Raw genomic sequence first — 21555 nt, forward strand, 5'->3', positions numbered from 1 at the left:
GGACCGCGGTGCGGGAACCGGACGATGTGGTCCTGACCGCCGTCACCAAGACACAGCCGGACGAGGCGCTTCTGGAGGCCCTCGCCGCGGGCCAGAGGGTGTTCGGCGAGAACCGCGTCCAGGAGGCGCAGGCGCACTGGACCGGCCGCCGGGGCGATCACCCGGATCTCGAGCTGCGTCTGATCGGCCCCCTGCAGACCAACAAGGCCGCGGACGCCGTCGCCCTGTTCGAAGTCATCGAGACGCTGGATCGGCCGAAACTCGCCGAGGCCCTCGCCGCGGCGGCGGACAAGGCGGGTCGGGCGGTGCGCGTGCTGATCCAGGTCAACACCGGGGCCGAGCCGCAGAAGGCCGGGATTCTTCCGGAGCAGGCCGACGCCCTGATCCGCCATGCCCGGGACAGGGGCCTGATCGTCGAGGGCTTGATGTGCATTCCGCCGGCGGACGAGGCCGCCGGGCCGCATTTCGCCCTGCTGCGCAAGATCGCCCGGCGCAACGGCCTGAAGGTGCTATCGATGGGGATGAGCGGCGACTTCGAGACCGCCATCCGCTTCGGCGCCACCCATGTGCGGGTCGGATCGGCGCTGTTCGGGGAACGAAAACGCCCTGAAACGTCCTCTAGAGACTGAAAACCGCTCCGCTTCGGCTCCAACCCTTGGCGGAACGGCCGACGCCCGCCATTCTGGTACCCATGCCCACGCCCAAGACGATCCTGATCATCGACGACGACGACGACCTCCGCGAGGCGCTGGCCGAGCAACTGGCCCTGCATGAGGCCTTCCGGCCGGTGCAGGCGGCGACCGCGGCCGAAGGCGTGCGGATGGGCCGCGAGGTCCGAGCCGACCTGATCCTGCTCGACGTCGACCTGCCCGACATGGACGGGCGCGAGGCCTGCCGGCTGCTGCGCAAGGACGGCGTCTCGACCCCGATCATCATGCTGACCGGCCAGACCTCGGATTCCGACACCGTTCTGGGCCTGGAATCGGGAGCCAACGACTACGTCACCAAGCCCTTCCGCTTCGCGGTCCTGCTGGCCCGCATCCGGGCCCATCTGCGCAGCCACGAGCAGTCCGAGGACGCCGTGTTCCGCGTCGGCCCCTACGAGTTCCGGCCGGCCGCCAAGGTGCTGATCGACGACAAGGGCCGCAAGGTGCGGCTGACCGAGAAGGAAACCAGCATCCTGAAGTACCTCTATCGCGCCGGGGCCAAGGCCGTGTCGCGCGAGGAGCTGCTGACCGAGGTCTGGGGCTACAATGCCGGGGTCACCACCCACACGCTGGAGACCCACATCTACCGCCTGCGCCAGAAGATCGAGCCGGAGCCGGGTCAGGCGAGACTGCTGCTGACCGACGCGGGCGGGTATCGGCTGCAGCCGTAGGCGTCAGACGTCCAGATCCATCGTCACCGGCGCGTGGTCGCTGGGCTGGGTCCATTCGCGGACCGCGTCGTGGATGCGCGCGCTGGCGGGGACGACCGCCGGGGTCAGGCCGGGCGAGGTCCACAGGTGGTCGAGGCGCAGGCCGCGGTTGGACTTGCGGAAGTCGGCGGCGCGGTAGCTCCACCAGCTGGCCAGCTTCACCGGCTCGGGGATCTGGTCGCGGATCACGTCAGAGAAGCCGCCGGCGGCCTGGAGCCGGCGCAGGGTCTCGACCTCCAGCGGGGTGTGGCTGACGATCTTGGACATGTAGCGGTGGTTCCAGACGTCGTTCTCGCCCGGCGCGATGTTGAAGTCGCCGGCCAGCACCAGCGGGCGCTGGCGGTTGCGGGCCGCCATCTCGGCGGTGAGGCGCTCGTAGAAGTCCAGCTTGTGGTCGAACTTGGGGTTCAGGGCGCGGTCAGGAACGTCGCCGCCGGCGGGGATGTAGAAATTCTGGATCTCGACGCCGTCGACGACCACGCCACAGCAACGGGCGTGGCGTTCGCGGCAGACGTCGAGCGCGGGCGCCTCGCCGATCGGCTTGCGGCTGGCGATGGCCACGCCGTGCCAGCCCTTCTGGCCGCCGATCTTCAGGTGGGGCAGGCCCATGGCCTCGAAGGCGGCGCGGGGGAACTGATCCTCCAGGCATTTGATCTCCTGCAGGCACAGGACGTCGGCGCCGCTTTCGGCGACGAAGCGGGCGACCTGGTCGATGCGCAGGCGGACGGAGTTGATGTTCCAGGTGGCGATGCGAAGCATGGAGGTTTCTTAGTGGGAGCGCGTCCAAAAGGCTCCGCCTTTTCGACCCGGCGCGCTCCTGGCGCTTCGCGCAGGCCAATCGCGACTGCAAGTGGGCTGCACCCGGGCCGCGTCGGGTCGGGAGGTCCCGCAGGGCCGACGAGCGCGGCCCAACATAAAGAGACGCCCGGTCCTTGCGGGCCGGGCGTTTCAGGTTCGTCTCTCTCGCCGCCGGGAAGGGGATGAAATCCGTAGCGGGTCAGACCGGCTCCCGCCGATCTGTGGCTAAAACAACACGCCGGAGAAAAAATGTCAAGCCAATTGGAACCGCTTCCGGACGAAATTCGCCTAAAGGGCGAATCGGTTGGGGCTAGTTCCGACGGGGCCGCTGGGTCGGGTCGCGCAGCTGGAACAGGCTGGCCGCCAGGCCCGAGGCCGGGCGCAGCGTGGTCAGCTGGGTGCGGGTCCGGCCGCCCTGGGCGTCGATGATGGTCCATTCCTGCAGCCGCACGGGATCGCCGGCGAAGGCCAGGACCACAGAACCGTCGTTGGGACGGCGATTGTCACGGGCGGTGATGGCGAAGGCGCCGGAGTCCATGCGGGTGATCCGGTCGATGCGCACGCCCTGGTCGAGCCGGACGGTGCGGGCGAGGAAGGTCGACAGCGGCGTCTGGCCCAGCGGCACCTGGCGGAAGACGTTCAGGCGCGGATCGTAGCGCTTCACGTTCGAGCCGTCGGAGACGACCAGCAGGCCGGCGGGGTTGGTGTATTCGAAGCGCATCCTGCCGGGACGCTGCAGGTAGAAGCGGCCCTCGCGGCGCTGGCCCCCCGAGGTCTCGACGAAGGTTCCCTGGGCGGAGGTCAGGCCCTGCAGATAGGTCTGGGCGCGGGCGAGGACGGCGCGGTCCTCGGCGGACAGCCCGGACTGGGCGTGAGCCGGCAGGGCCGCGCCGAACGTCGACAGACCGGCGAGGGCGGCGGATCCGAGCGCAAAAGCTCTACGTGAGACGGTCATGAGGTCTTCTCCCGTTCGGGATGGTTGGGAACTGCCGTCTTGCAGGAGCGGTCTGGCGAGGGCGTGTCCCCAGCCTGACCATATTCCGGCGCCGCGATGAAGCCCTGTTCAGGTTCGCGCGGCCGACGATGGTCCGGACGAACGCAGACGGAGCCGGTCCGTTGCCAGGGCGGCCCGGAAGTGTCCGCGGAAAATTCGTGGGACAGTTCGGACAGTTCGGACAAATCGCTCTCCTCCCCGGCCTCCCTGGAGGCGATCCGCCATTGTACGGCCGCCCGGGAGAGTGCGGGGAAGACAGGTCGAGAAAAACCGGAATGTCCGTACATTCAGAGGTTTGTCGCGCCGCCGGGTGCGGGAAGAGCGTCAGGCGCGCCCGCAGGACTACATCGGCGGGGGCCCGGCGAGGATGTCGCGCTTGCCGGCGTGGTTGGCGGGACTGACCACGCCCTCCTGCTCCATCCGCTCGATCAGCGAGGCGGCGCGGTTGTAGCCGATCTGCAGGCGGCGCTGGATGTAGGAGGTCGAGGCCTTGCGGTCGCGGGTGACCACGGCGACGGCGCGGTCATAGAGGTCGTCGCCCGAGCCGCCGCCCTCGTCGTCGAAGGCCGCGTCGCCGTCGCCGTCCGGATCGTCGGTGATCAGGTCGAGATAGTCCGGCTCGGCCTGCGAACGCAGGTGTTTGCAGACCTCATCGACCTCCTGATCGGTGACGAAGGGCCCGTGCAGACGGGTGATGCGGCCGCCGCCGGCCATGTAGAGCATGTCGCCCTGGCCCAGCAGCTGCTCGCCGCCCTGCTCGCCGAGGATGGTGCGGCTGTCGATCTTGGAGGTGACCTGGAAGGATATCCGGGTCGGGAAATTGGCCTTGATGGTGCCGGTGATGACGTCGACGGAGGGGCGCTGGGTGGCCATGATCAGGTGGATGCCGGCGGCGCGGGCCATCTGGGCCAGACGCTGCACCGCCCCCTCGACGTCCTTGCCGGCGACCAGCATCAGGTCGGCCATCTCGTCCATGACCACGACGAGGAAGGGCATGGGCTCGGGGCGGATTTTCTCGGATTCATAGACCGGGCGGCCCTGGTCGTCGAAACCGGTCTGGACGGTGCGTTCGAAATGCTCGCCCTTGGCCACGGCCTCGCGGGCGCGCTCGTTGTAGCTGGCGATGTTGCGCACGCCGAGCTTGGACATGCGGCGGTAGCGGTCCTCCATCTCGCGGACGGTCCACTTCAGCGCCACTACGGCCTTCTTCGGATCGGTGACCACCGGGGCCAGCAGGTGCGGGATGCCGTCGTAGACCGACAGCTCCAGCATCTTGGGGTCGATCATGATGAAGCGGCACTCGGCCGGGCTGTGCCGGTAGAGGATCGACAGGATCATGGCGTTGACCCCGACCGACTTGCCCGAGCCGGTGGTGCCGGCGATCAGCAGGTGCGGCATGCGCGCCAGATCGGCGACATAGGGCTCGCCGCCGATGGTTTCGCCCAGGGCCAGCGGCAGGAGGTGGGCCGGCTTGTCGTATTCGGCCGAGGCCAGCAGGTCGCGCAGATAGACGGTCTCGCGCCGGGCGTTGGGCAGTTCGATGCCGATGGCGTTGCGGCCGGGGACGACGCTGATGCGGCAGGCGCGGGCGGACATCGAGCGGGCGATGTCGTCGCTGAGGGCCACGACGCGGCCGTGCTTGACGCCGGGGGCGGGCACCAGTTCGTACAGGGTGACGACGGGACCGGGGCGGATCTGGTCGATGACGCCGCGCACGCCGAACTCCTGCAGCACGCCCTCGAGCATCTTGGCGTTCTGTTTCAGCGCCTCCTCGTCGACCGAGGCGACGCGCTTGACCGGCTTGGTCAGCATGCCGAGCGGCGGCAGATCGAAGCCGGTCGAGGGACGGGCGAAGTCGAAGGCGGCCTGACTGTCGTCGATCTCGCGGCGCGAGGTCTTCGGCGCCTTGGCGGCGGCGACCTTTGGTTCAGGGGCGCCGCGGGCGGGGACCGGCTCCTGCCACGGCGGACCGGCGTCCAGAGCGACCGGGGCGTAGTCCTCGGGTTCAGGCGCGGGGCGCGGACGCGGGGCTGTCCGGGCCGGGTCGCGGCGGGCGGCGGTGGCGGGCGGCGGGGCGGACGGGCGCAGGCCCCGGGCCCAGTCGACGGCGTCGCCGAGGTCGGAGAAGCGCAGGCCGATGGCGTAGCCGACGCACCACAGGCCGAGCGGCAGGAACAGGACGCCGGCGCCGATGGCGGCGCCGGGCAGGCGCAGCGCCTCGAAGGCCAGCCGCACCAGGCCGACGAGGCCGTCGCCCCACAGGCCGCCGAGTCCGGCCGCCAGCGGCCAGGCGGCCGGCGGCGCCAGGGCGGACAGCGCCGCCGACAGGGCCAGCACGCCGCCGGCGGCGGAGAGGCCCTTCAGGGGTGTGGGCTTGAGCCTCTGCTGCATGGCGTCGCCGATCGCGCCGGCCAGTCCGAAGGCGATCAGCAGCAGGACGGCGGGCCAGGCGGCGAGTCCCAGCGACTGCATGAACAGGTCGGCGAACATCGCGCCGTTCAGGCCCAGCCAGTTGGTCGGCGGCGCCGCGGAGGCCGCGTTGAGGCTGGGGTCGGCCGGATTCCACGAGATCAGCGCCGCCAGCAGCAGGGCCGCCAGCAGGGCCTGGGCCACGCCGCGGAAACGCACCGCGAACGGCGCGGCCCACAGGACGCGAGCGCTCTCGAAGGCGCGACGGCCGAGGAAGGCGGCGGACATGCGGCGGCGAACTCCGGCGAAACAGGACTGCCCCGGTTGTCGCCCGGGCAGGGTTAAGGGGCTGTTTACCTAGCGAGGGGCGAGGGGCGAGGGGCGATTCAGTCGCATGGCCGGATGGACCTCTCGATGAGGATCGAGAATGCGCCCCGCTCGGCTGTTGCGTGTCCGACCTCGGAGCCCCTAGTAAACGTTGAGGCTGGGCGGCGCGTCGGGGGGATGCATATGGATGAGCGAAAACTTCAGAAGCTTCGAGACGTCCTGGTCGAGCGCCTGTCGAGCGGCGAGGATCCGACGGTTCTGCGGGATCATCTCGTCCGGGAGTTGTCTCCGGACCAGGCGGAACGGCTTATCGCGGAGGCTCGCGACCGCGTCGATGCCGGTCGAGGCGATCCGGTGTTCGCTCGTTCGGTGGACGAAATTCGCAAGCGCCGCGAAACCGGCGCCCACCGGCGCCCCCCCGTCGCGCTGGATAAGCCGAGCTTGCGGGTCACGGCGGGCATGTTTGGAGGAATAGGCGTCCTCCTTCTCATCAGCTCCATTTCGCAGGGCCGGCCCGATCTCTCTCCCTTCGTCGCGGGCCTGCTCTTCGCCGTCCCCGCCGCGGCGCTCTGGAGATCGAACAGTCTGATCGCGGCGGGGGCCCTGATGGGCATCTGCGGCCTAGCGTGCGCCGCTTCGGCCATCTTCGCGGTCAACGCCAGCAGGAGTTTCGGCCTAGCGCCATTCTCCATCGTGGTTATCTGGCTGATCCTGCTGGCGGTCGCGGTCCGGGCGTTCCTCATCGTCCGCGCCGCTCGCCTCCGGTCGGCTGCCTCGCCTCGTTTGGCCGGGGTTTTCGAATAGGTCGACAGCGGCGCACCCCGGGCCGCTTCCGCGACCTTCTCGCACTGGACGCCGGCCCGCCGCGGCGCGACAACCACGCTATGACCAAGCCCGACCGCCATGACGTCATCATCGCCGGGGCCGGGATGGCGGGGGCGACCTTCGCCCTCGCCGCCGCCCAGGGCGGGCTGAGGGTGGTGCTGGTCGATCCCCAGCCCTTCTCGGCCCAGCTGGCGCCGAGCTTCGACGGGCGGTCGACGGCGATCGCCTTCTCGACCTTCCGCATGCTCGATGCGCTCGGAGTCGGCGCGGCGCTGCGGCCGCACGCCTGCCGCATGGACCGGATCCTCGTCACCGACGGCCGGCGGCCCGGGGCGGCGTCGAGGGCGGCGTCGTCGGCCTTCCTGCGCTTCGACGCCGACGAGATCGGCGACCGCACGGACGGCGAGCCGCTCGGCTATATGGTGGAGAACCGCCGGATCCGCTCGGCGCTGGCCGAGGCGATCACCGCCGCGGGGATCGCGGTCCGGGCGCCGGCCGAAGTCGCCGCGGTCGAGGCCGGCCCCGCGCGAACGACCGTGACCCTCGCGGACGGGGCCATGCTGGAGGCGTCGCTGGTCGTCGGGGCGGAGGGCCGCGGTTCGCGGGTGCGGCGCGAGGCGGGCATCGATACGGTGGGCTGGAGCTATGGCCAGAGCGGGGTCGTGGCCACCGTGTCCCTCGGGCGGGACCACGGCAATGTGGCGCACGAATACTTCCTGCCGTCGGGGCCGTTCGCCATCCTGCCGCTGACCGAAAGCCGGGCCAGCCTGGTCTGGACCGAGACCACGCGGCGGGCCGAGGCGCTGAAGGCCGCGTCGGACGAAGCCTTCCACGCCCATCTGATGCGGCGCTTCGGCGACTTCCTCGAGGATGTCGCGGTGGTGGGGCCGCGATTTGTCTATCCGCTGTCGCTGCAGCTGGCGGAGCAGCTGACCGCGCCGCGCACGGCCCTGATCGGCGACGCCGCCCACGCGGTGCACCCGGTGGCGGGGCAGGGATTGAACATGGGGCTGAAGGACGCGGCGGCGCTGGCCGAGGTGCTGATCGAGGCCATGCGCGTGGGCGAGGACCTCGGCTCGGAGACGGTGCTGGACCGCTACGCCCGCTGGCGGCGCTTCGACAATGCGGCGCTGGCGGCCGGATTCGACGGTTTCGTACGGCTGTTCTCGAACGACCTCGCCCCGGTGCGTCTGGCGCGGGACCTCGGCATCGCCGCCGTCAACCGCATCGCGCCGCTGCGCCGCGCCTTCATGCACGAGGCGGGCGGCGCGACCGGCGACCTGCCGCGGCTGTTGAGGGGAGAGAGTCTTTAGGTCGCTATCGCCCGCGACGCGGTCGCTCGCTGCCTGAGCGCGGCGGTTCAGTCCAGCTTGCGCGCTTCGTCGGCCAGCATGATCGGGACGCCGTCGCGGATGGGAAAGGCCAGCCCGGCGCCCTTCGAGACCAGTTCCTGGCGCTCGCGATCCCAGGTCAGCCGGCCGCGGGTCACCGGGCAGACCAGCACCTCGAGCAGGCGCGGATCGACGGAAGCGGGAGTGTGGAAGGCGTCGCTCATGTCGGACCTATTGGATCGAAGGGGTGTCGCCGTCGCCTGATTCCGCGGCGTCGATGGTCATCAGGGCGGTGAGGACGGTGGAGCGGTCGGTCAGGCTGCCGGCCTCCAGCAGCGCCTGCTTTTCCGGCGGCTCGAACGGCAGGGCCATGGACAGGCTGTTGATCAGGGCCTCGGGCGGGGCGGTCTCGGCGGTGTCCCAGTCGATATCCAGCCCGCGCGTCTCCAGATAGGCCCGCAGGGCGTCGAGCAGGGTGTCGCGGTCGAGGCCGACATCGTCGACGGGCGGCGCCGTGAGATCGGCCTCGAACGGCCCGAAGTCGGCGCGGACCTGGCGATAGGGCGTCTGGGTCGGCAGTTCGCTGGCGAGGCGGAAGCGGGCGCAGCCGGTCAGGGTGATCAGATAGCGGCCGTCCGAGGTCTCGGCGAAGCTGGTGATGCGGCCCGCGCAGCCGACCGGCGACAGGCCGGGCAGGCCGCGGGCGCCGGGGTGCGGCTGGATCATGCCGATGATCCGGTCACCGGCCATCGCGTCGTCCACCATGTTGAGATAGCGCGGCTCGAAGACGTTCAGCGGCAGCTGGCCTCGCGGCAGCAGGATGGCGCCGGGCAGGGGGAAGACCGGAATGACCTGCGGCAGGTCGGCCGCCCTGACATAGCCCTGCGCCATGCGTGATCCCCTATGCGAACAGGATGGAGGAAAGGCGGCGGCGGCCGTCGCGGGCGATTTCCGAGGCGGGGTCGGCGGCGTCGAACACGACCAGCAGCTGTTTGCGGGCGGCCTGGTCGTTCCATTCGCGGTCGGCGGCGACGATGGCCAGCAGGCTGGCGACCGCGCCCTGCAGATCGCCGGCCGCGGCCTGGGCCAGCGACAGGTCGTAGCGGGCCTGGTGGTCGTTCGGGTCGGCGGCGACGCGGGCTTCGAGCTCCGCGCTCGCGCCCGTCGGGGCGGCCGCGGCGAGCGACAGCTGGGCGCGCACCGACTGAACCTGGGCGTTCTTCGAGTCGGCCGGGGCCATGGCGATGGTCTGGCGGGCCTGGTCGACATCGCCATCGGCCAGATAGACCCGGGCCATGCCGGCGATCGCGCCCTCGTGCCCCGGCTCCAGGGTCATCACCTGGGCGAAGGCCTGGGCCGCGCCGCCGAGATCGTTGAGCGACAGCGATTCCTCGCCCATCGACATCATCTGCTCGATGTCGGAGTTGGCGCTCGTGCCGCCGGTGAGCTTGTCGATGAAGGCCCTGAGCTGGCTCTCGGGCACCGCGCCCTGGAAGCCGTCGACCGGCTGGCCGTTGACGAAGGCGTAGACGGTGGGGATCGACTGCACCTTCAGCTGGCCGGCGTAGGCGGGGTTCCGGTCGACGTCGATCTTGACCAGCTTCACCGCCCCGCCGGCGGCGCGCACAGCCTTTTCGAGCATCGGCGTCAGGGTCCGGCACGGTCCGCACCAGCTGGCCCAGAAGTCGACCAGCACGGGCCGGGTCTTCGACGCCTCGACCACATCGGCCATGAAGCCGGCGTCGGACCCCTCCATGATGAGGTCTTCGGGCAGGATGGTGGGGTCGGCGAGGGTCATGGCGGTCCTGTATCGGATCATTCGTAACGCGGCAGCCGTCAGATGGTCGCGAACGCGCCGCGCCTCAAGTGGTGCGACGCGCCTGCACGCTGTTCACTCAGGTCGGATCACCGCCCGCCCCGGCCGGGCTGAGCTTCCAGCGGATCTTGGTCTCGGAATCGGTGCGGGCCGAGCCGCGCACGACGATCTGCAGCGAGCGGCGGGTCAGGCCCTCGTCGATATGGACCGAGGGCTCGATGGCCACGTCGGGCCCGTCGGTGCGGAACCACCAGCCCCGGCCCGAATGTCCGCGCAGCAGGATCGAGCGGCGGTCGCGGGCCAGCGAGGCCTGCACGCCGGGCTCGAGCTGGAAGCGGATGGCGTAGGGGGCGGCGATGGCGCGCACCACCTCCTTCTGGCCCGGCGCCGGATGCAGCCGTTCCTCGGCCCGGAGCTCGTCCAGCCGCTGATCGAGATAGAGGCGGCGCTGGTGCAGCAGGCCGAAGTCGTGGACCCAGCCGTCGTGCTCGGCCTCGAGCCAGACCGCGCCCTCGCCGTCGCGGCGATGCACCTCGACATGCAGCGGGCGGCCGATCAGGCGCTGGCCCAGCAGCTCGCCCTTCCAGCCGCCCAGCGGCGCGCCGGTCGAGCTCTCGCCGAGGGTCAGGGTCGAGTGGCCGGGAGGGAGCCGCAGGCCCTGGCGGTCGGCCGCGCGGGGGGTCCAGCCGCAGCCGGTGACCAGCCGGTCGCGACCGCAGACGATCTCCAGCGCCAGCGGCTGGGCGCAGGCGGCGGCGGACCATGCGCCGCGCGCCGGGGCGGCGATGTCGGCGGCCACGGTCAGCAGCGGACTGCGGATGCGGCCCACGCCCGCCACGGTCCCGGCCGGCGGTCCGGCGTTTTCGGCGTCGTCGTGGGCCACCGCCGCGGCGACCCGGGCGGCGCTCGACGGGCCGCCGCCCTGCAGGGTGATCAGGCGGCCGTCCGGCAGGGTCTGGAAGCGCACCGCCGCGGTCAGGCGCCGGATCGCGGCCAGCACGGCGTCGGGCGGCGCCACCGACAGCTGGGCCAGGCCGTCCTCGAGCGTCAGCAGGTCGAGCAGCAGCTCCAGCCCGGCCTCGGGGCTGCGCGAGGCGTGGCCGCCGTCCTCGCCGATGGTCCGGGCCAGCGCCCTGGGCAGGGCGCGCAGGGCTTTCCGGCGCAGCGCGACGCCGGGCGGGCCGGCGAGGACGCAGCCGGCCACCGCCACGGCGACCAGCCGCCCGGCCCTGCCGGCCACGCCGCCGGGCGGGCGCAGCAGCTGGCGCGCCTGCCGGCCCAGCACGTCGGCCAGCCGGAGCCGTTCCGCCTCGGTGGCGACCTGGCCCATGCGGCGCGCGGCGCAGGCGAGGTTGAAGGTGCGGCGGGCGAGGATGGCGGGGTCCCAGGCGAAGGGCGACCAGCGGGCGAAGACCGTGGCCCAGGTCAGAGTCAGCCGCAGCGCCTCGCGCGCGCCGCGCTCTCCCTCCAGGATCAGCGACGGCAACCAGGCGAAGGCGTGCAGCTCGGCGGCGAAGGCGCGGGTCGGGCTGGGCCGGTTCCACGGGTCCTCGGGGGCGGGCGCCTCAAGGCTCGAGCCGGCGAGAATGAATTTCCCGCCCAGGACGGCCCGCCCGGGCGTCGCGTCGACCGGGCGGAAATCGCGCGGGGTGGCCGCGAAGCCCTGGGCGACGCGCCCCTTCAGCGTCAGGGCGTAGCCGGGCAGGCCGTAGAGCTCGATCCACAGCTGGCGGCTCAGCAGGCGGCCGACGACGGCGGGCCACAGACCGGGGCCCGTCGCGGCCTCGACCGTTCGCACCGGCGTTCGCATCGGCGCGCCGCGCAGGCCGGGAATCTCGCCCGGCGCGGGGCTGTCGGCTTCGACGCGGGCGAAGGGACCGAGCGGGCTCATGCGCTCGGGGTTTGGGCGGCCTTGAGGGCCCGGATGTTGTCGGCGTAGGCGGCCGCGCCGCCGCGGAACACGGCGGTTCCCGCGACCAGGGCGTCGGCGCCGGCCGCGACGCAGACGCCGGCGTTGGCGGCGGTGACGCCGCCGTCGACCTGCAGGTGGGCCTTCGACCCGGCGGCGTCGAGCACGGCGCGGGCCCGTTCGATCTTGCGCAGGGTGGAGGGGATGAAGGACTGGCCGCCGAAGCCCGGATTGACCGACATCAGCAGCACCAGGTCGACCAGGTCGACGACCTCCTCCAGCACCGTCAGCGGAGTGCCCGGATTGAGCACCACGCCGGCCCTGGCCCCCAGCTGGCGGATTCGGCCGAGGGTGCGGTGCAGGTGCGGGCCGCTCTCGGGATGGACGGTCAGGAGGTCGGCGCCGGCCTCGCGATAGGCCTCCAGCCACGGATCGACCGGGGCGACCATCAGATGCACGTCGAAGGGCAGGGCGGTGTGGGGCCGCAGCGCCTTCACCACCTCGGGACCGATGGTGATGTTGGGCACGAAATGCCCGTCCATGACGTCGACGTGGATCCAGTCCGCGCCGGCGGCCTCGAGGGCGGCGACCTCCTCGCCCAGACGGGCGAAGTCGCTGGCGAGGATCGAGGGGCAGATCAGGGGCGTGGGCATGGTCCGGGGATAAGGCGGGTCGCGGGCCGTAGCAAGGCGTGGGCTGGGTTTCAGACGCCGCCCCGGCTACACGGTTCGGTCATCACGCCGAACCGGCACGCGGAGGACCGTCATGAGCGAACACCTGGCCACCATCGAATGGCGCCGGGACGGGCAGGCCTTCTCCGACAACAAATACGCCCGCGCCCACGACTGGCGCTTCGACGGCGGCGCGGTGGTGCGCGGCTCCTCGGCCCCGTCCAGCGTGCCGGTCCCCATGTCCGACCCCGCGGCGGTCGATCCGGAGGAGGCGCTGGTCGCCGCTGTGTCGAGCTGTCACATGCTGTTCTTCCTGGCCTTCGCCGCCAGGGGCGGTTTCGTGGTGGACCGCTACAGCGACGAGGCGTCCGGCGTGCTGGGCCGCGACGAGCGGGGCCGGATGTCGATCACGGCGGTGACCCTGCGTCCCGAGGTCGTGTTCTCCGGCGAGACGCGGCCTGACGCCGCCGCGCTCGACGATCTGCACCATCGCGCCCACGAGGCCTGCTATATAGCCAACTCGATCCGGGCCGGGGTCACGGTCGAGCCTCGCTGACCCGGGCCGGCGGACGGCCGTTCCCAAGTCCGTTCCCAGGCCGGAACAAATGAGGCACAAGGCGGCGATGCCCGCCGACTCACTCCAGATTTCCGCCTCGCCGTCGCTGGCCAACGCCCGCGCGGTGCTGGAACGGGTCTGGGGCCACGCCGACTTCCGCGGGCGGCAGGCCGAGGTGGTCGCCGAGGTGCTGGCCGGCCGTGACGTGCTGGCGGTGCTGCCGACCGGCGGCGGCAAGAGCGTCTGCTACCAGATCCCCGCCATGCTGCGGCCCGGCCTCGGCCTTGTGGTCTCGCCCCTGATCGCCCTGATGACCGACCAGGTCGAGGCGCTGAAACAGCAGGGGGTGGCGGCGGCCCGGCTCGACTCCGGGGTGTCGCTGGACGACCGCTCCGAGATCTGGCGCGCGGCGCGGGCGGGCGAGCTGGACCTGCTCTATGTCTCGCCCGAGGGACTGGCCCAGCCGCACCTGATCGACCGGCTGCACGACCTGCCGCTGTCGCTGATCGCCATCGACGAGGCGCACTGCGTCTCGCAATGGGGACATGACTTCCGGCCCGACTACCGGACGCTGGGCCGGCTGGCGGAGCTGTTTCCCGGCGTGCCGCGCGTCGCCGTCACGGCCACGGCCGACGCCCGCACCCGCGACGACATCGTGCGCTCGCTGCGGCTGGGCGAGGCCCGGGTTGTGGTCGACAGCTTCGCCCGTCCGAACCTGCAGCTGTCGGCGGTGCGCAAGGAGAACGGCTCGCGCGCCCGCACCGACGCCGCCGTCATCGATCTGGTCCGCCAGCGGCGCGGCAAGCCGGGCGTGGTCTATTGCGGTTCGCGCGACGGCTGCGAACGGGTGGCGCAGGCGCTGCGCGACGCGGGGACCAACGCCATCGCCTACCACGCCGGCATGGAGGCTCGGGACCGCGACCGGCGGCTGGAGCGGTTCCTGGCCGAGGACGGGGCGGTGATGGTGGCGACCATCGCCTTCGGCATGGGGGTGGACAAGGCCGACGTGCGCTTCGTGATCCACGCCGATCCGCCGGGCTCGCTGGAGGCCTATTGGCAGGAGATCGGCCGGGCCGGGCGCGACGGCGAGCCGGCCGAGGGCATCACCCTGTACGGCCCGTCCGACATCGCCTGGACGCTCCGGCGGCTCGAGGGCCGGCCGATGGCGGAGGAGGTCAAGGCCGTGCAGGTGCGCAAGGCCCGCCAGCTGTTCGCCATGCTGGACGGGGCGGTGTGCCGGCCGCAGGCGGTGCGCCGCTACTTCGGCGAGGGCGACGCCGAACCCTGCGGAATCTGCGACATCTGCCAGGACCCGCCGGCCCAGTTCGACGCCACCGTACAGGCCCAGAAGGCGCTCGCGGCGGTGCAGCGGCTGGGCGAGCGCTTCGGCCGCGGCCGGGTCGTCGACCATCTGCTGGGCAGGACCAAGGACGTCCAGCCGTGGGAGACGGCGTTGTCGACCTGGGGCATCGGCGCCGACACCGCCCTGCACAGCTGGCGCGACGTGCTCGATCACCTGATGTTCGAGGGCCTGCTGGTCGAGGACCCCAACGACGGCAAGCCGCTGGTCAGGCTGGGCGACCCCGAGGCCGTCCGCGGCGTCTATCGCGGCGAACGGGCCATCGAGGTGCGTCTGGCGCCGGCCCGCGCCGGGGCCTCGAGGGAACGGGTCCGGACCGGCCGCAACGCCGCGCTGGAGTCGATGGACGCCGACGTCCGCGCCCGGTTCGAGACCCTGCGGGCCTGGCGGCGCGACCGCGCGGCCGAGCAACGGGTGCCGCCCTACGTCATCTTCCAGGACAAGACCCTGCTGGAGATCGCCCTCGCCGAGCCCGGCGATCTGGAGCGCCTGTCGCATATTCCGGGGGTCGGTCAGACCAAGTTGGACAGGTACGGCAAGGGCGTGCTCGCCGCCCTGGGCCGCCAGACCGCCTGACGGCGCCCCGAACGGCGTTCCACTGGTAAGATTCGGTCAAGGTCTCGGAAGGGGGGCCTTAAACATTCACCGTCACAGTTCGTGGGTGATTCCCCGTCGCGCCCCCTCTCCGATCGACAAACTGGCCGTGGCGGTGGTCCATGAGCCCGCGCGATCCGTGAACACCTATGCGCCGCTGCCCGCGGGCGCGCGCGAGGAGGCCCTGCGTTTCCTGCTGCAGACCGCCGCCGACGCCGGGGTGACGCTGGTGGCCACCAAGCCGGACGGCGACGGCGAGCGCCGGCTGGGCCAGGCCTGGCCCTTCCCGTCGCCTTTCCAGGTCTCCGTCCGCACCGTTTCGATCACCGACGGGGTCGATCGGGTCGAGGCGCGGGCGCGCCGGTCGCTGGAGCGGCTGGGCCTGCCCCGGGGCGACACGCTTCTGGTCTCCAGCGCCGGAGATCTGGCCGGGGCCGAGGGCCGCGCCCTGTGGGACCGGCTGGAGGCGCTCAAGACCCGCGGCCTCTATCGCCGGATCGGTTTCCGCGCCGCCCTCGAGGACGGCCCCGCCCTGCTGGCGCGGCGATTCCAGCCCGACGTGGTCGAATTGCCCATCAATCTTCTGGACCAGCGGGCCCAGCACAGCGGCGTGCTGGCGGAACTGGCGGCGCTGGACGTCGCGGTGCACGCCCGCTCGGTGTTCGCCGACGGCCTGCTGTTCATCAGCGGCGAGTCGCTGCCGCCGGAGGCGGCCGGTCACGCCCACGCCCTGTCGCGCATCCGCCGCCGCCTCGCCGAGGCCCGGATCGATCCGATGCAGGCCACGCTGGCCTATGTCATGGGTCTGCCGGAAGTGTCGGCGGTGATCGCCAGCGTGGCCTCGGCCGCCGAGCTGCGCGCCGTGGTGGCGGCCGCCAACGCCCAGACCCCGGCGCTCGACTGGTCCGCCCTGCAGCTGGAGCCGGCGACGGCCGCCGGCGGCTCCAGCCTTCACGGACGGGGCCGCGTCAGTAGCGCAGCCTGATCCCGACGTAGCCGGAGCGGCCCGGCTCGCCGTAACCAAGCACCTGCTGATAGCGGTCGTCCGCCAGGTTCTCGATCCGCGCGGTCAGCGAAACCCTGTCGGTCAGGGCGTATGAGCCGTTCAGATTGGCCGTGACGAAGGCCTCGCGCACGCCGCCGGCGTCGTCCTGGTCGCTCTCGCCGCGCACGGTCAGGGCCGCCGACAGCCGCTCGCCGGTCCAGCCGAGGGTGGCGGATCCCGCCTGCTCCGGCACGCGCAGCAGGCGGGCGCCGGTGGTCTCGTTGCGCGCGTCGGTCCAGGCCCAGGCGAGGCCCAGGTCGAAGCCGCCGCCCAGCCGGGCGCGGCCCTCCAGTTCCACCCCGTCCGTCGCCGTCTCGGCCACGTTGACGTAGTAGCTGTCGAAGGTGACGGGATCGAACACATAGGTGATCTGGTCCTCGACCTCGAGCCGGTAGAGGGTGGCCCGGCCCTCGATCCGCCCGTCGGCCGACGTCCAGCCGATCGCCGCCTCGTATCCGGTCGCCGTCTCGGGCCGCAGGACCGGGAAGGGTTGCGACGAGAAGCAGAAGTCGCAGACGGACTGGCTGATCGACGGCGCCTTGAAGCCCGTGCCGTACGCCGCCGACAGGGTGACGCCCGCGCCGGCGTCGAACGCCGCCGATGCCCGCCCGGTGGTCTTCGAGCCGAAGTCGTCGGTGTCATCGAAGCGCAAGGCTCCGGAGAGGCTCAACCGGGCGGTCGGCTCGATCCGCGCCGTGGCGAAGGCCGAGGTCGTGCCGAGATCCTCGGTCAGGCCGGTCGACAGGCTGCCTGCGGTTTCCTCCCGCTCGGCGCCGAGCACGAAGGCGACGCCCCCGGCCTCGCCGTCGGCCTGCCAGCGGTACGCCTGCCGGTCCGCTTCGAACGCCCAGGGAAAGGCGGCGATCGTCTCGCGGGCGATGTCGGAGGCCGAAACGCTGAACTGGTGCGACAGGCCGAGCGCGTCGAGGCGCAGGCGGCCGAAGCCGGACCATTGCTCGACGGCCTGGGTGTCTGTGGTGTCGGCCAGGACGAAGGCCGGGGCCGGATAGCCGTCGAGGTCGGCCTCGCTGTCCGACCAGCGGATCGCGCCGTCCACCGACAGGGTCCCGCTGAAGGCGTAGCGGCCCCGGGCGCCGGCGGTGGTCGAGGTGAGGCCGTCCGCCTCCGGATTGCCGTCGGCCTCGTCGGCGGCGGAGACGCCGGCCGTGTCGAAATGCGACACCCAGGCCCCGAAACCGTAGCGGTCGGTCGAGACGCCGGCCGCCAGCCGGCCCCGGACAGTGTCGAACGATCCGGCCTCGGCCTCGGCCGCCAGCCCGTCCAGATCGCGGGTGGTGAAGGCGATCACCCCGCCGATGGCGTCCGAGCCCCACAGCGACGACTGCGGCCCTGACAGCACCTCGATGCGTTCGATGTCGGACAGCTCGAGGCCTGAGAAGTCGAAGGCGCCGTTGACCTCGGCCGGGTCGTTGACCGGCACGCCGTCGATCAGCACCAGGGTCTTGCCGGGCGAGGCGCCGCGCATCCGCACCTGGGCGACGCCGCCGAAGGCCCCGGAGCGGACCACCGACAGGCCGGGCACGTCGGTCAGGATGTCGGAGGCGAAGACGGCGCCGCGCTGGTCGATGGTGCGGCGGTCGATGACCCGGGCGCCGGGGGTGTCGGCGACGATGGCCGGCAGGCGGGTGGCGGTGACCACCACCTCGGGCAGGGTGTCGGGATCGTCCACGGCCTGGGCGTGGGCGGACAGGGGAGCAAGTACGGCCGCGGCCGTGGCGAGAAGCAGGGATCGCATCAGCGATGTCTCCGTCGTCCCCGCGCGAGCGCATCGCGGCGACGTTGGGAAGGGCGACCGACCCGTTCCGGAGGAACGGCGCAGGTGTCGGGTCGCCTCGACGGATCACCGCGCCTCTGCCTGGTCCCGGGCAGCGGACGAGCGACGTCGGCGGCCAGGTCTCCTGGCTTGCGGGTCAAAAACGGAGGATCGCGCCTTCCCGGTTGCCCCCAAGGGATTCACCAGTGACGCCGAAGCCGAAGCCCCGGAATGATCGACCGTCTCGCCGCCTACAGTTGCGGGCACAGCCGCGGTGTCTGACCGCGTTCCCTTAACCGCCTGCGCCGCTTGTCGCAGCGCGGCGAAGCCTGTGCAAGGGCGTCAGACGCCGCTTGAGCGCGCCCGCGCATTCCGTCACCCTGCGCCGCTCGCATGAACGCCCCCCTCGCCCATCTTCCGAACGCCGGCGCCCTCCCGTCCACCGAGGGGGTGACGCCGGTCATGGCGCAGTTCCTGGCGGCCAAGGCCCAGGCGCCGGACGCCATCCTGTTCTTCCGCATGGGCGATTTCTACGAGCTGTTCTTCCGGGACGCCGAGATCGCCGCGGCGGCGCTGGGCATCACCCTGACCAAGCGCGGCAAGCACCAGGGCGAGGACATCCCCATGGCCGGGGTGCCGGTGCATGCGCTGGACGGCTACCTGGCCCGATTGATCCGGCAGGGCCACAAGGCGGCGATCTGCGAGCAGCTGGAGGCGCCGTCCGAGGCGCGGAAGCGCGGCTCAAAGGCGGTGGTCCATCGCGACATCGTCCGCGTCGTCACGCCGGGCACCCTGACCGAGGACAGCCTGCTGGATGCGCGCGGGGCCAACCGGCTGGCGGCGGTGGCGATCCGCAAGGGACGGGCGGCCGTGGCCGTGATCGAACTGTCGGCCGGGTCGGTCGATGTCGTCGCCTGTCCCCTGGATGACCTCGCCGCCACCCTGGCCTCGTTCCGGCCGTCCGAGGTGCTGGTCCCCGACCGGCTGTTCTCGGACGAGGCTGCGAAGGCGGCGCTCGACGGCTCGGGCGGCGTGGTTCAGGCCCTGCCGCAGGCGCTGGCCGAGCCGGTCGGGGCGCGGGTCCGGGTCGAGCGGCTCTATGGCGTGGCGTCGCTGGACGGTTACGGGGCCTTCGAGGAGGCGGAAGTCTCGGCGCTGGGCCTGATCGCGGCCTATCTGGAGACCACCCAGGCGGGGAAAATCCCCGCCCTGTCGCCGCCGCGCCGCTCGGGCGACACCGGCTTTCTCGCCATCGACCCGGCCACCCGGCTGAGCCTCGAGATCGACCGCACCCAGCGCGGCGAGCGCGACGGTTCGCTGCTGGCCTGCATCGACCGCACGGTCACCTCGGGCGGGGCGCGGGCGCTGGCCGAGCGCATCGCCCGGCCCCTGCGGGACCCGGTCGCCATCAACGATGGACTCGACGCGGTCGAATGGCTGCTTGAGCGCCGCGACCTGCGCCGTGACCTGCGTGACGGACTCAAGGCTGCGCCGGACGTGGCGCGCGCCGTCTCGCGGCTGGCGCTGGGGCGTGGCGGACCGCGTGATCTGGCGGCGATCCGCGCCGGCCTGTCGGCCGCCGAGGGCGTCGCCGGCCTGTTCCCGCCGGAACGCGATCCCCTGACCGGCCCGCCGTCGCGCCTCGCCGGCTGTCTCGACCGGCTGGCCCTGTCGCCGGAGACCGGGCGGCTGCTGGTCGATCTGGTCGAGGGTCTGGTCCCGGAGCCGCCGCACCTCGCCCGCGACGGCGGCTTCGTGAACCCCGGCTTCCGCCCCGAACTGGACGAGGCGCGGGCCCTGCGCGACGACAGCCGCCGGGTCGTGGCTGATCTGGAGGCGCGGGCGGTGGCGGCCTCGGGCGTGCCGTTCAAGATCCGCCACAACGCCGTGCTCGGCTATTTCCTCGAGACCTCGGCCAAGGCCGCCGAGCCGCTGTTGCGCCCGACCGGCGACAGTCCGTTCATCCACCGCCAGACCCTGGCCAGCCAGGTGCGTTTCACCACCGTCGAACTGTCGGAACTGGACGCGAAGATCAGCCAGGCCGGCCACCGGGCGCTGGCCATCGAGGGCGAGTCCTTCGAGACTTGGCGGCGCACGGTCCAGACCCTGGCCCGGCCGCTGCAGGCGGTGGCCGAGGCGCTGGCCGAGCTGGACGCCCACGCGGCGCTGGCGGAATGGGCCGAGGAGGTCGGGGCGGTGCGGCCGAGCGTGGACGACACCGCCTGTTTCGAGGTCACCGCCGGACGCCATCCGGTGGTCGAGGCGGCGGTCAAGTCGGCCGGCGATCCCTATACGCCCAACGACTGCCGGCTCGACGGGTCAGGGGCGAGCTGCGCGCGGCTGTCGATCGTCACCGGGCCGAACATGGCCGGCAAGTCGACCTTCCTGCGCCAGAACGCCCTGCTGGTGGTGCTGGCCCAGGCCGGCGCCTTCGTGCCGGCCCGGGCGATGCGGCTGGGCGTCGTCGACCGGCTGTTCAGCCGGGTCGGGGCCGGCGACGATCTGGCCCGCGGCCGTTCGACCTTCATGACCGAGATGGTCGAGACCGCCGCCATCCTGACCCAGGCCACCGACCGCAGCTTTGTGGTGCTGGACGAGATCGGCCGCGGCACGGCGACCTACGACGGCCTGGCCATCGCCTGGGCCGTGGCCGAGGCCCTGCACGACCGCAACCGGGCCCGGACCCTGTTCGCCACCCACTATCACGAGCTGGCCGGGCTGGAGACGCGGCTGGCCCATGTCTGCAACCTGTCGATGAAGGCGAAGGAGTGGAACGGCGACCTGGTCTTCCTGCATGAGGCCGCGCCGGGCGCCGCCGACCGCTCCTACGGCGTGCAGGTGGCGAAACTGGCCGGGGTGCCGGCGGCGGTGGTCAGCCGCGCCCGCGAGGTGCTGGACCGGCTGGAGGGCGAGAAGTCCGCCGCCGTCAGTCTCGACGACCTGCCGCTGTTCGCGATGGCGGAACCGCCCGCCCCGCCGCCGTCCTCGGCGCTCAAGGACGCGCTGTCGGCGATCGAGCCGGACGAACTGTCGCCGCGCGAGGCGCTGGAAGCCCTTTACCGGCTCAAGGCGATCAAGGCCTAGCCGGCGCGGGCGAGATCGAGGACGCAGACCTCGCGCCAGACCGGATGCGGCGCGCAGGCTATGCCGATCAGGGCGTAGGCCGGGTTGAACAGGATGCGGCGGTGGCCGCGGTCCGGCACGCCGTCGTCGACGATCAGCTGCAGGACCACGTCCTCGGCCCGGTGGGACCCGTAGGCGATGGCCTCGCCCGTGGCCGACCAGCGGCCGTACCGGCGCATCCGCTCGGACGGGCTGGAGCCGTCGCCGCCCGTGTGGCCGATCACGCCGCTTTGACCCTGGTCCGCCGCATGATCGCCGGCCGCCCGGTCGAGCCCCGGATGGCTGCGCACGGCCGGCAGGGGCGTCTGGCGTTCGAGAAACTCTATGGCCTCGTCGACGGCGGCCGTCCCCTCCCGGGTGACGAGGGCGATTTCGCCGGTCCGCTCGATGCGGTCGCCGCGGTACAGGGTGCGGAGGGCGCGGGCCTTGCGGGCGTAGGCGGCGGGATCGGTCCGGGCGGCGTTCAGTTCGGCGACGATGTCGGCCCGGGAGGCCGCGTCCGCAGACGCCGCGGGGATTTCAGCATCAAGGGAGGGCGTCGTCGGAGCGGGGGCGCAGCCCGCGAGCAGGGCGGCGAACAGCAGCCCCGGGATCCTGATCATGCCG

General features: G+C 72.2%; 18 protein-coding genes and 1 riboswitch. Of the genes, 8 read left to right on the forward strand and 10 right to left on the reverse strand.

The features are described 5' to 3' along the window. The first annotated feature begins 8 nt into the window (after positions 1 to 8). Both VEB62_RS04645 and VEB62_RS04650 read left to right on the forward strand, forming a co-directional pair. The gene (locus VEB62_RS04645; protein ID WP_324796319.1) at positions 9 to 629 is read left to right on the forward strand and encodes a YggS family pyridoxal phosphate-dependent enzyme; all 621 of its coding nucleotides are present in this window, start codon (positions 9 to 11) and stop codon (positions 627 to 629) included. A 62-nt stretch (positions 630 to 691) separates the two neighbouring features. Further along, on the forward strand, positions 692 to 1378 hold the full coding sequence (locus VEB62_RS04650; protein ID WP_324796038.1) for a response regulator transcription factor: 687 nt from the start codon (positions 692 to 694) through the stop codon (positions 1376 to 1378). Between the two features lie 3 nt (positions 1379 to 1381). On the opposite strand, the gene VEB62_RS04655 is transcribed toward VEB62_RS04650, so the two are convergent. From VEB62_RS04655 to VEB62_RS04665, 3 genes are all read right to left on the reverse strand, one after another. After that, the gene (locus tag VEB62_RS04655; RefSeq protein WP_324796041.1) at positions 1382 to 2176 is read right to left on the reverse strand and encodes an exodeoxyribonuclease III; all 795 of its coding nucleotides are present in this window, start codon (positions 2174 to 2176) and stop codon (positions 1382 to 1384) included. Between the two features lie 349 nt (positions 2177 to 2525). Then, the gene (locus tag VEB62_RS04660) at positions 2526 to 3170 is read right to left on the reverse strand and encodes a LolA family protein (RefSeq protein ID WP_324796044.1); all 645 of its coding nucleotides are present in this window, start codon (positions 3168 to 3170) and stop codon (positions 2526 to 2528) included. Between the two features lie 381 nt (positions 3171 to 3551). Next, entirely contained in the window at positions 3552 to 5906 is a 2355-nt protein-coding gene (locus tag VEB62_RS04665; protein ID WP_324796047.1) for an FtsK/SpoIIIE family DNA translocase, read from the reverse strand. Between the two features lie 222 nt (positions 5907 to 6128). Here VEB62_RS04665 and VEB62_RS04670 point away from each other — a divergent pair, with 222 nt between their 5' ends. Both VEB62_RS04670 and VEB62_RS04675 read left to right on the forward strand, forming a co-directional pair. Beyond that, complete coding sequence (locus tag VEB62_RS04670) at positions 6129 to 6749, forward strand: hypothetical protein (protein ID WP_324796049.1); 621 nt, start codon at positions 6129 to 6131, stop codon at positions 6747 to 6749. 80 nt (positions 6750 to 6829) lie between these two features. After that, positions 6830 to 8083: a UbiH/UbiF/VisC/COQ6 family ubiquinone biosynthesis hydroxylase gene (locus VEB62_RS04675; RefSeq protein WP_324796052.1), complete on the forward strand. Its 1254-nt coding sequence runs from the start codon at positions 6830 to 6832 to the stop codon at positions 8081 to 8083. Positions 8084 to 8130: 47 nt separating this feature from the next. Here the strand turns inward: VEB62_RS04675 and VEB62_RS04680 are convergent, their stop codons facing one another. The 5 genes from VEB62_RS04680 to rpe form a co-directional block, all read right to left on the reverse strand. Beyond that, the gene (locus VEB62_RS04680; protein ID WP_324796054.1) at positions 8131 to 8325 is read right to left on the reverse strand and encodes a Trm112 family protein; all 195 of its coding nucleotides are present in this window, start codon (positions 8323 to 8325) and stop codon (positions 8131 to 8133) included. Positions 8326 to 8332: 7 nt separating this feature from the next. Then, on the reverse strand, positions 8333 to 8992 hold the full coding sequence (locus VEB62_RS04685) for an LON peptidase substrate-binding domain-containing protein (RefSeq protein ID WP_324796058.1): 660 nt from the start codon (positions 8990 to 8992) through the stop codon (positions 8333 to 8335). A gap of 10 nt (positions 8993 to 9002) precedes the next feature. Further along, positions 9003 to 9899, reverse strand: a complete 897-nt coding sequence (gene trxA, locus VEB62_RS04690; protein WP_324796062.1) for a thioredoxin — start codon at positions 9897 to 9899, stop codon at positions 9003 to 9005. A gap of 97 nt (positions 9900 to 9996) precedes the next feature. Further along, positions 9997 to 11808: a heparinase II/III family protein gene (locus VEB62_RS04695; RefSeq protein ID WP_324796066.1), complete on the reverse strand. Its 1812-nt coding sequence runs from the start codon at positions 11806 to 11808 to the stop codon at positions 9997 to 9999. Continuing rightward, positions 11805 to 12479 (reverse strand): ribulose-phosphate 3-epimerase, encoded by a 675-nt coding sequence (rpe, locus tag VEB62_RS04700; RefSeq protein ID WP_324796069.1) that lies wholly within the window; start codon positions 12477 to 12479, stop codon positions 11805 to 11807. Before rpe ends, VEB62_RS04695 begins: the two co-directional genes overlap by 4 nt. Before the next feature lie 112 nt (positions 12480 to 12591). Between rpe and VEB62_RS04705 the strand changes: the two genes are divergently transcribed. The 3 genes from VEB62_RS04705 to VEB62_RS04715 all read left to right on the forward strand — a co-directional run bounded on the left by VEB62_RS04705 (position 12592) and on the right by VEB62_RS04715 (position 15992). Further along, entirely contained in the window at positions 12592 to 13053 is a 462-nt protein-coding gene (locus tag VEB62_RS04705) for an OsmC family protein (protein ID WP_324796072.1), read from the forward strand. A 67-nt stretch (positions 13054 to 13120) separates the two neighbouring features. Further along, the gene (gene recQ / locus VEB62_RS04710) at positions 13121 to 14989 is read left to right on the forward strand and encodes a DNA helicase RecQ (protein WP_324796074.1); all 1869 of its coding nucleotides are present in this window, start codon (positions 13121 to 13123) and stop codon (positions 14987 to 14989) included. An 85-nt stretch (positions 14990 to 15074) separates the two neighbouring features. Further along, on the forward strand, positions 15075 to 15992 hold the full coding sequence (locus tag VEB62_RS04715; RefSeq protein WP_324796077.1) for an aldo/keto reductase: 918 nt from the start codon (positions 15075 to 15077) through the stop codon (positions 15990 to 15992). Here the strand turns inward: VEB62_RS04715 and VEB62_RS04720 are convergent. Next, positions 15976 to 17808, reverse strand: a complete 1833-nt coding sequence (locus tag VEB62_RS04720; protein ID WP_324796078.1) for a TonB-dependent receptor plug domain-containing protein — start codon at positions 17806 to 17808, stop codon at positions 15976 to 15978. The genes VEB62_RS04715 and VEB62_RS04720 overlap by 17 nt on opposite strands. A 136-nt stretch (positions 17809 to 17944) precedes the next feature. Then, positions 17945 to 18141: riboswitch (cobalamin riboswitch) on the reverse strand. A gap of 78 nt (positions 18142 to 18219) precedes the next feature. Between VEB62_RS04720 and mutS the strand changes: the two genes are divergently transcribed. Beyond that, positions 18220 to 20910: a DNA mismatch repair protein MutS gene (gene mutS / locus VEB62_RS04725; RefSeq protein WP_324796081.1), complete on the forward strand. Its 2691-nt coding sequence runs from the start codon at positions 18220 to 18222 to the stop codon at positions 20908 to 20910. On the opposite strand, the gene VEB62_RS04730 is transcribed toward mutS, so the two are convergent. After that, the gene (locus tag VEB62_RS04730; protein WP_324796084.1) at positions 20907 to 21551 is read right to left on the reverse strand and encodes a CAP domain-containing protein; all 645 of its coding nucleotides are present in this window, start codon (positions 21549 to 21551) and stop codon (positions 20907 to 20909) included. The two genes, mutS and VEB62_RS04730, sit on opposite strands and share 4 nt — an antisense overlap. Between the last annotated feature and the right edge of the window lie 4 nt (positions 21552 to 21555).

The organism is Brevundimonas sp., from assembly GCF_035626975.1.
In the GTDB taxonomy this organism is placed as follows: domain Bacteria; phylum Pseudomonadota; class Alphaproteobacteria; order Caulobacterales; family Caulobacteraceae; genus Brevundimonas.

Excerpts from the sequence above, each read along its gene's own strand:
- VEB62_RS04650 (WP_324796038.1), top strand. The coding sequence starts at position 692 with ATGCCCACGCCCAAGACGATCCTGATCATCGACGACGACGACGACCTC.
- VEB62_RS04655 (WP_324796041.1), bottom strand. The coding sequence starts at position 2,176 with ATGCTTCGCATCGCCACCTGGAACATCAACTCCGTCCGCCTGCGCATC.
- VEB62_RS04660 (WP_324796044.1), bottom strand. The coding sequence starts at position 3,170 with ATGACCGTCTCACGTAGAGCTTTTGCGCTCGGATCCGCCGCCCTCGCC.
- VEB62_RS04665 (WP_324796047.1), bottom strand. The coding sequence starts at position 5,906 with ATGTCCGCCGCCTTCCTCGGCCGTCGCGCCTTCGAGAGCGCTCGCGTC.
- VEB62_RS04670 (WP_324796049.1), top strand. The coding sequence starts at position 6,129 with ATGGATGAGCGAAAACTTCAGAAGCTTCGAGACGTCCTGGTCGAGCGC.
- VEB62_RS04675 (WP_324796052.1), top strand. The coding sequence starts at position 6,830 with ATGACCAAGCCCGACCGCCATGACGTCATCATCGCCGGGGCCGGGATG.
- VEB62_RS04680 (WP_324796054.1), bottom strand. The coding sequence starts at position 8,325 with ATGAGCGACGCCTTCCACACTCCCGCTTCCGTCGATCCGCGCCTGCTC.
- VEB62_RS04685 (WP_324796058.1), bottom strand. The coding sequence starts at position 8,992 with ATGGCGCAGGGCTATGTCAGGGCGGCCGACCTGCCGCAGGTCATTCCG.
- trxA (WP_324796062.1), bottom strand. The coding sequence starts at position 9,899 with ATGACCCTCGCCGACCCCACCATCCTGCCCGAAGACCTCATCATGGAG.
- VEB62_RS04695 (WP_324796066.1), bottom strand. The coding sequence starts at position 11,808 with ATGAGCCCGCTCGGTCCCTTCGCCCGCGTCGAAGCCGACAGCCCCGCG.
- rpe (WP_324796069.1), bottom strand. The coding sequence starts at position 12,479 with ATGCCCACGCCCCTGATCTGCCCCTCGATCCTCGCCAGCGACTTCGCC.
- VEB62_RS04705 (WP_324796072.1), top strand. The coding sequence starts at position 12,592 with ATGAGCGAACACCTGGCCACCATCGAATGGCGCCGGGACGGGCAGGCC.
- recQ (WP_324796074.1), top strand. The coding sequence starts at position 13,121 with ATGCCCGCCGACTCACTCCAGATTTCCGCCTCGCCGTCGCTGGCCAAC.
- VEB62_RS04720 (WP_324796078.1), bottom strand. The coding sequence starts at position 17,808 with ATGCGATCCCTGCTTCTCGCCACGGCCGCGGCCGTACTTGCTCCCCTG.
- mutS (WP_324796081.1), top strand. The coding sequence starts at position 18,220 with ATGAACGCCCCCCTCGCCCATCTTCCGAACGCCGGCGCCCTCCCGTCC.
- VEB62_RS04730 (WP_324796084.1), bottom strand. The coding sequence starts at position 21,551 with ATGATCAGGATCCCGGGGCTGCTGTTCGCCGCCCTGCTCGCGGGCTGC.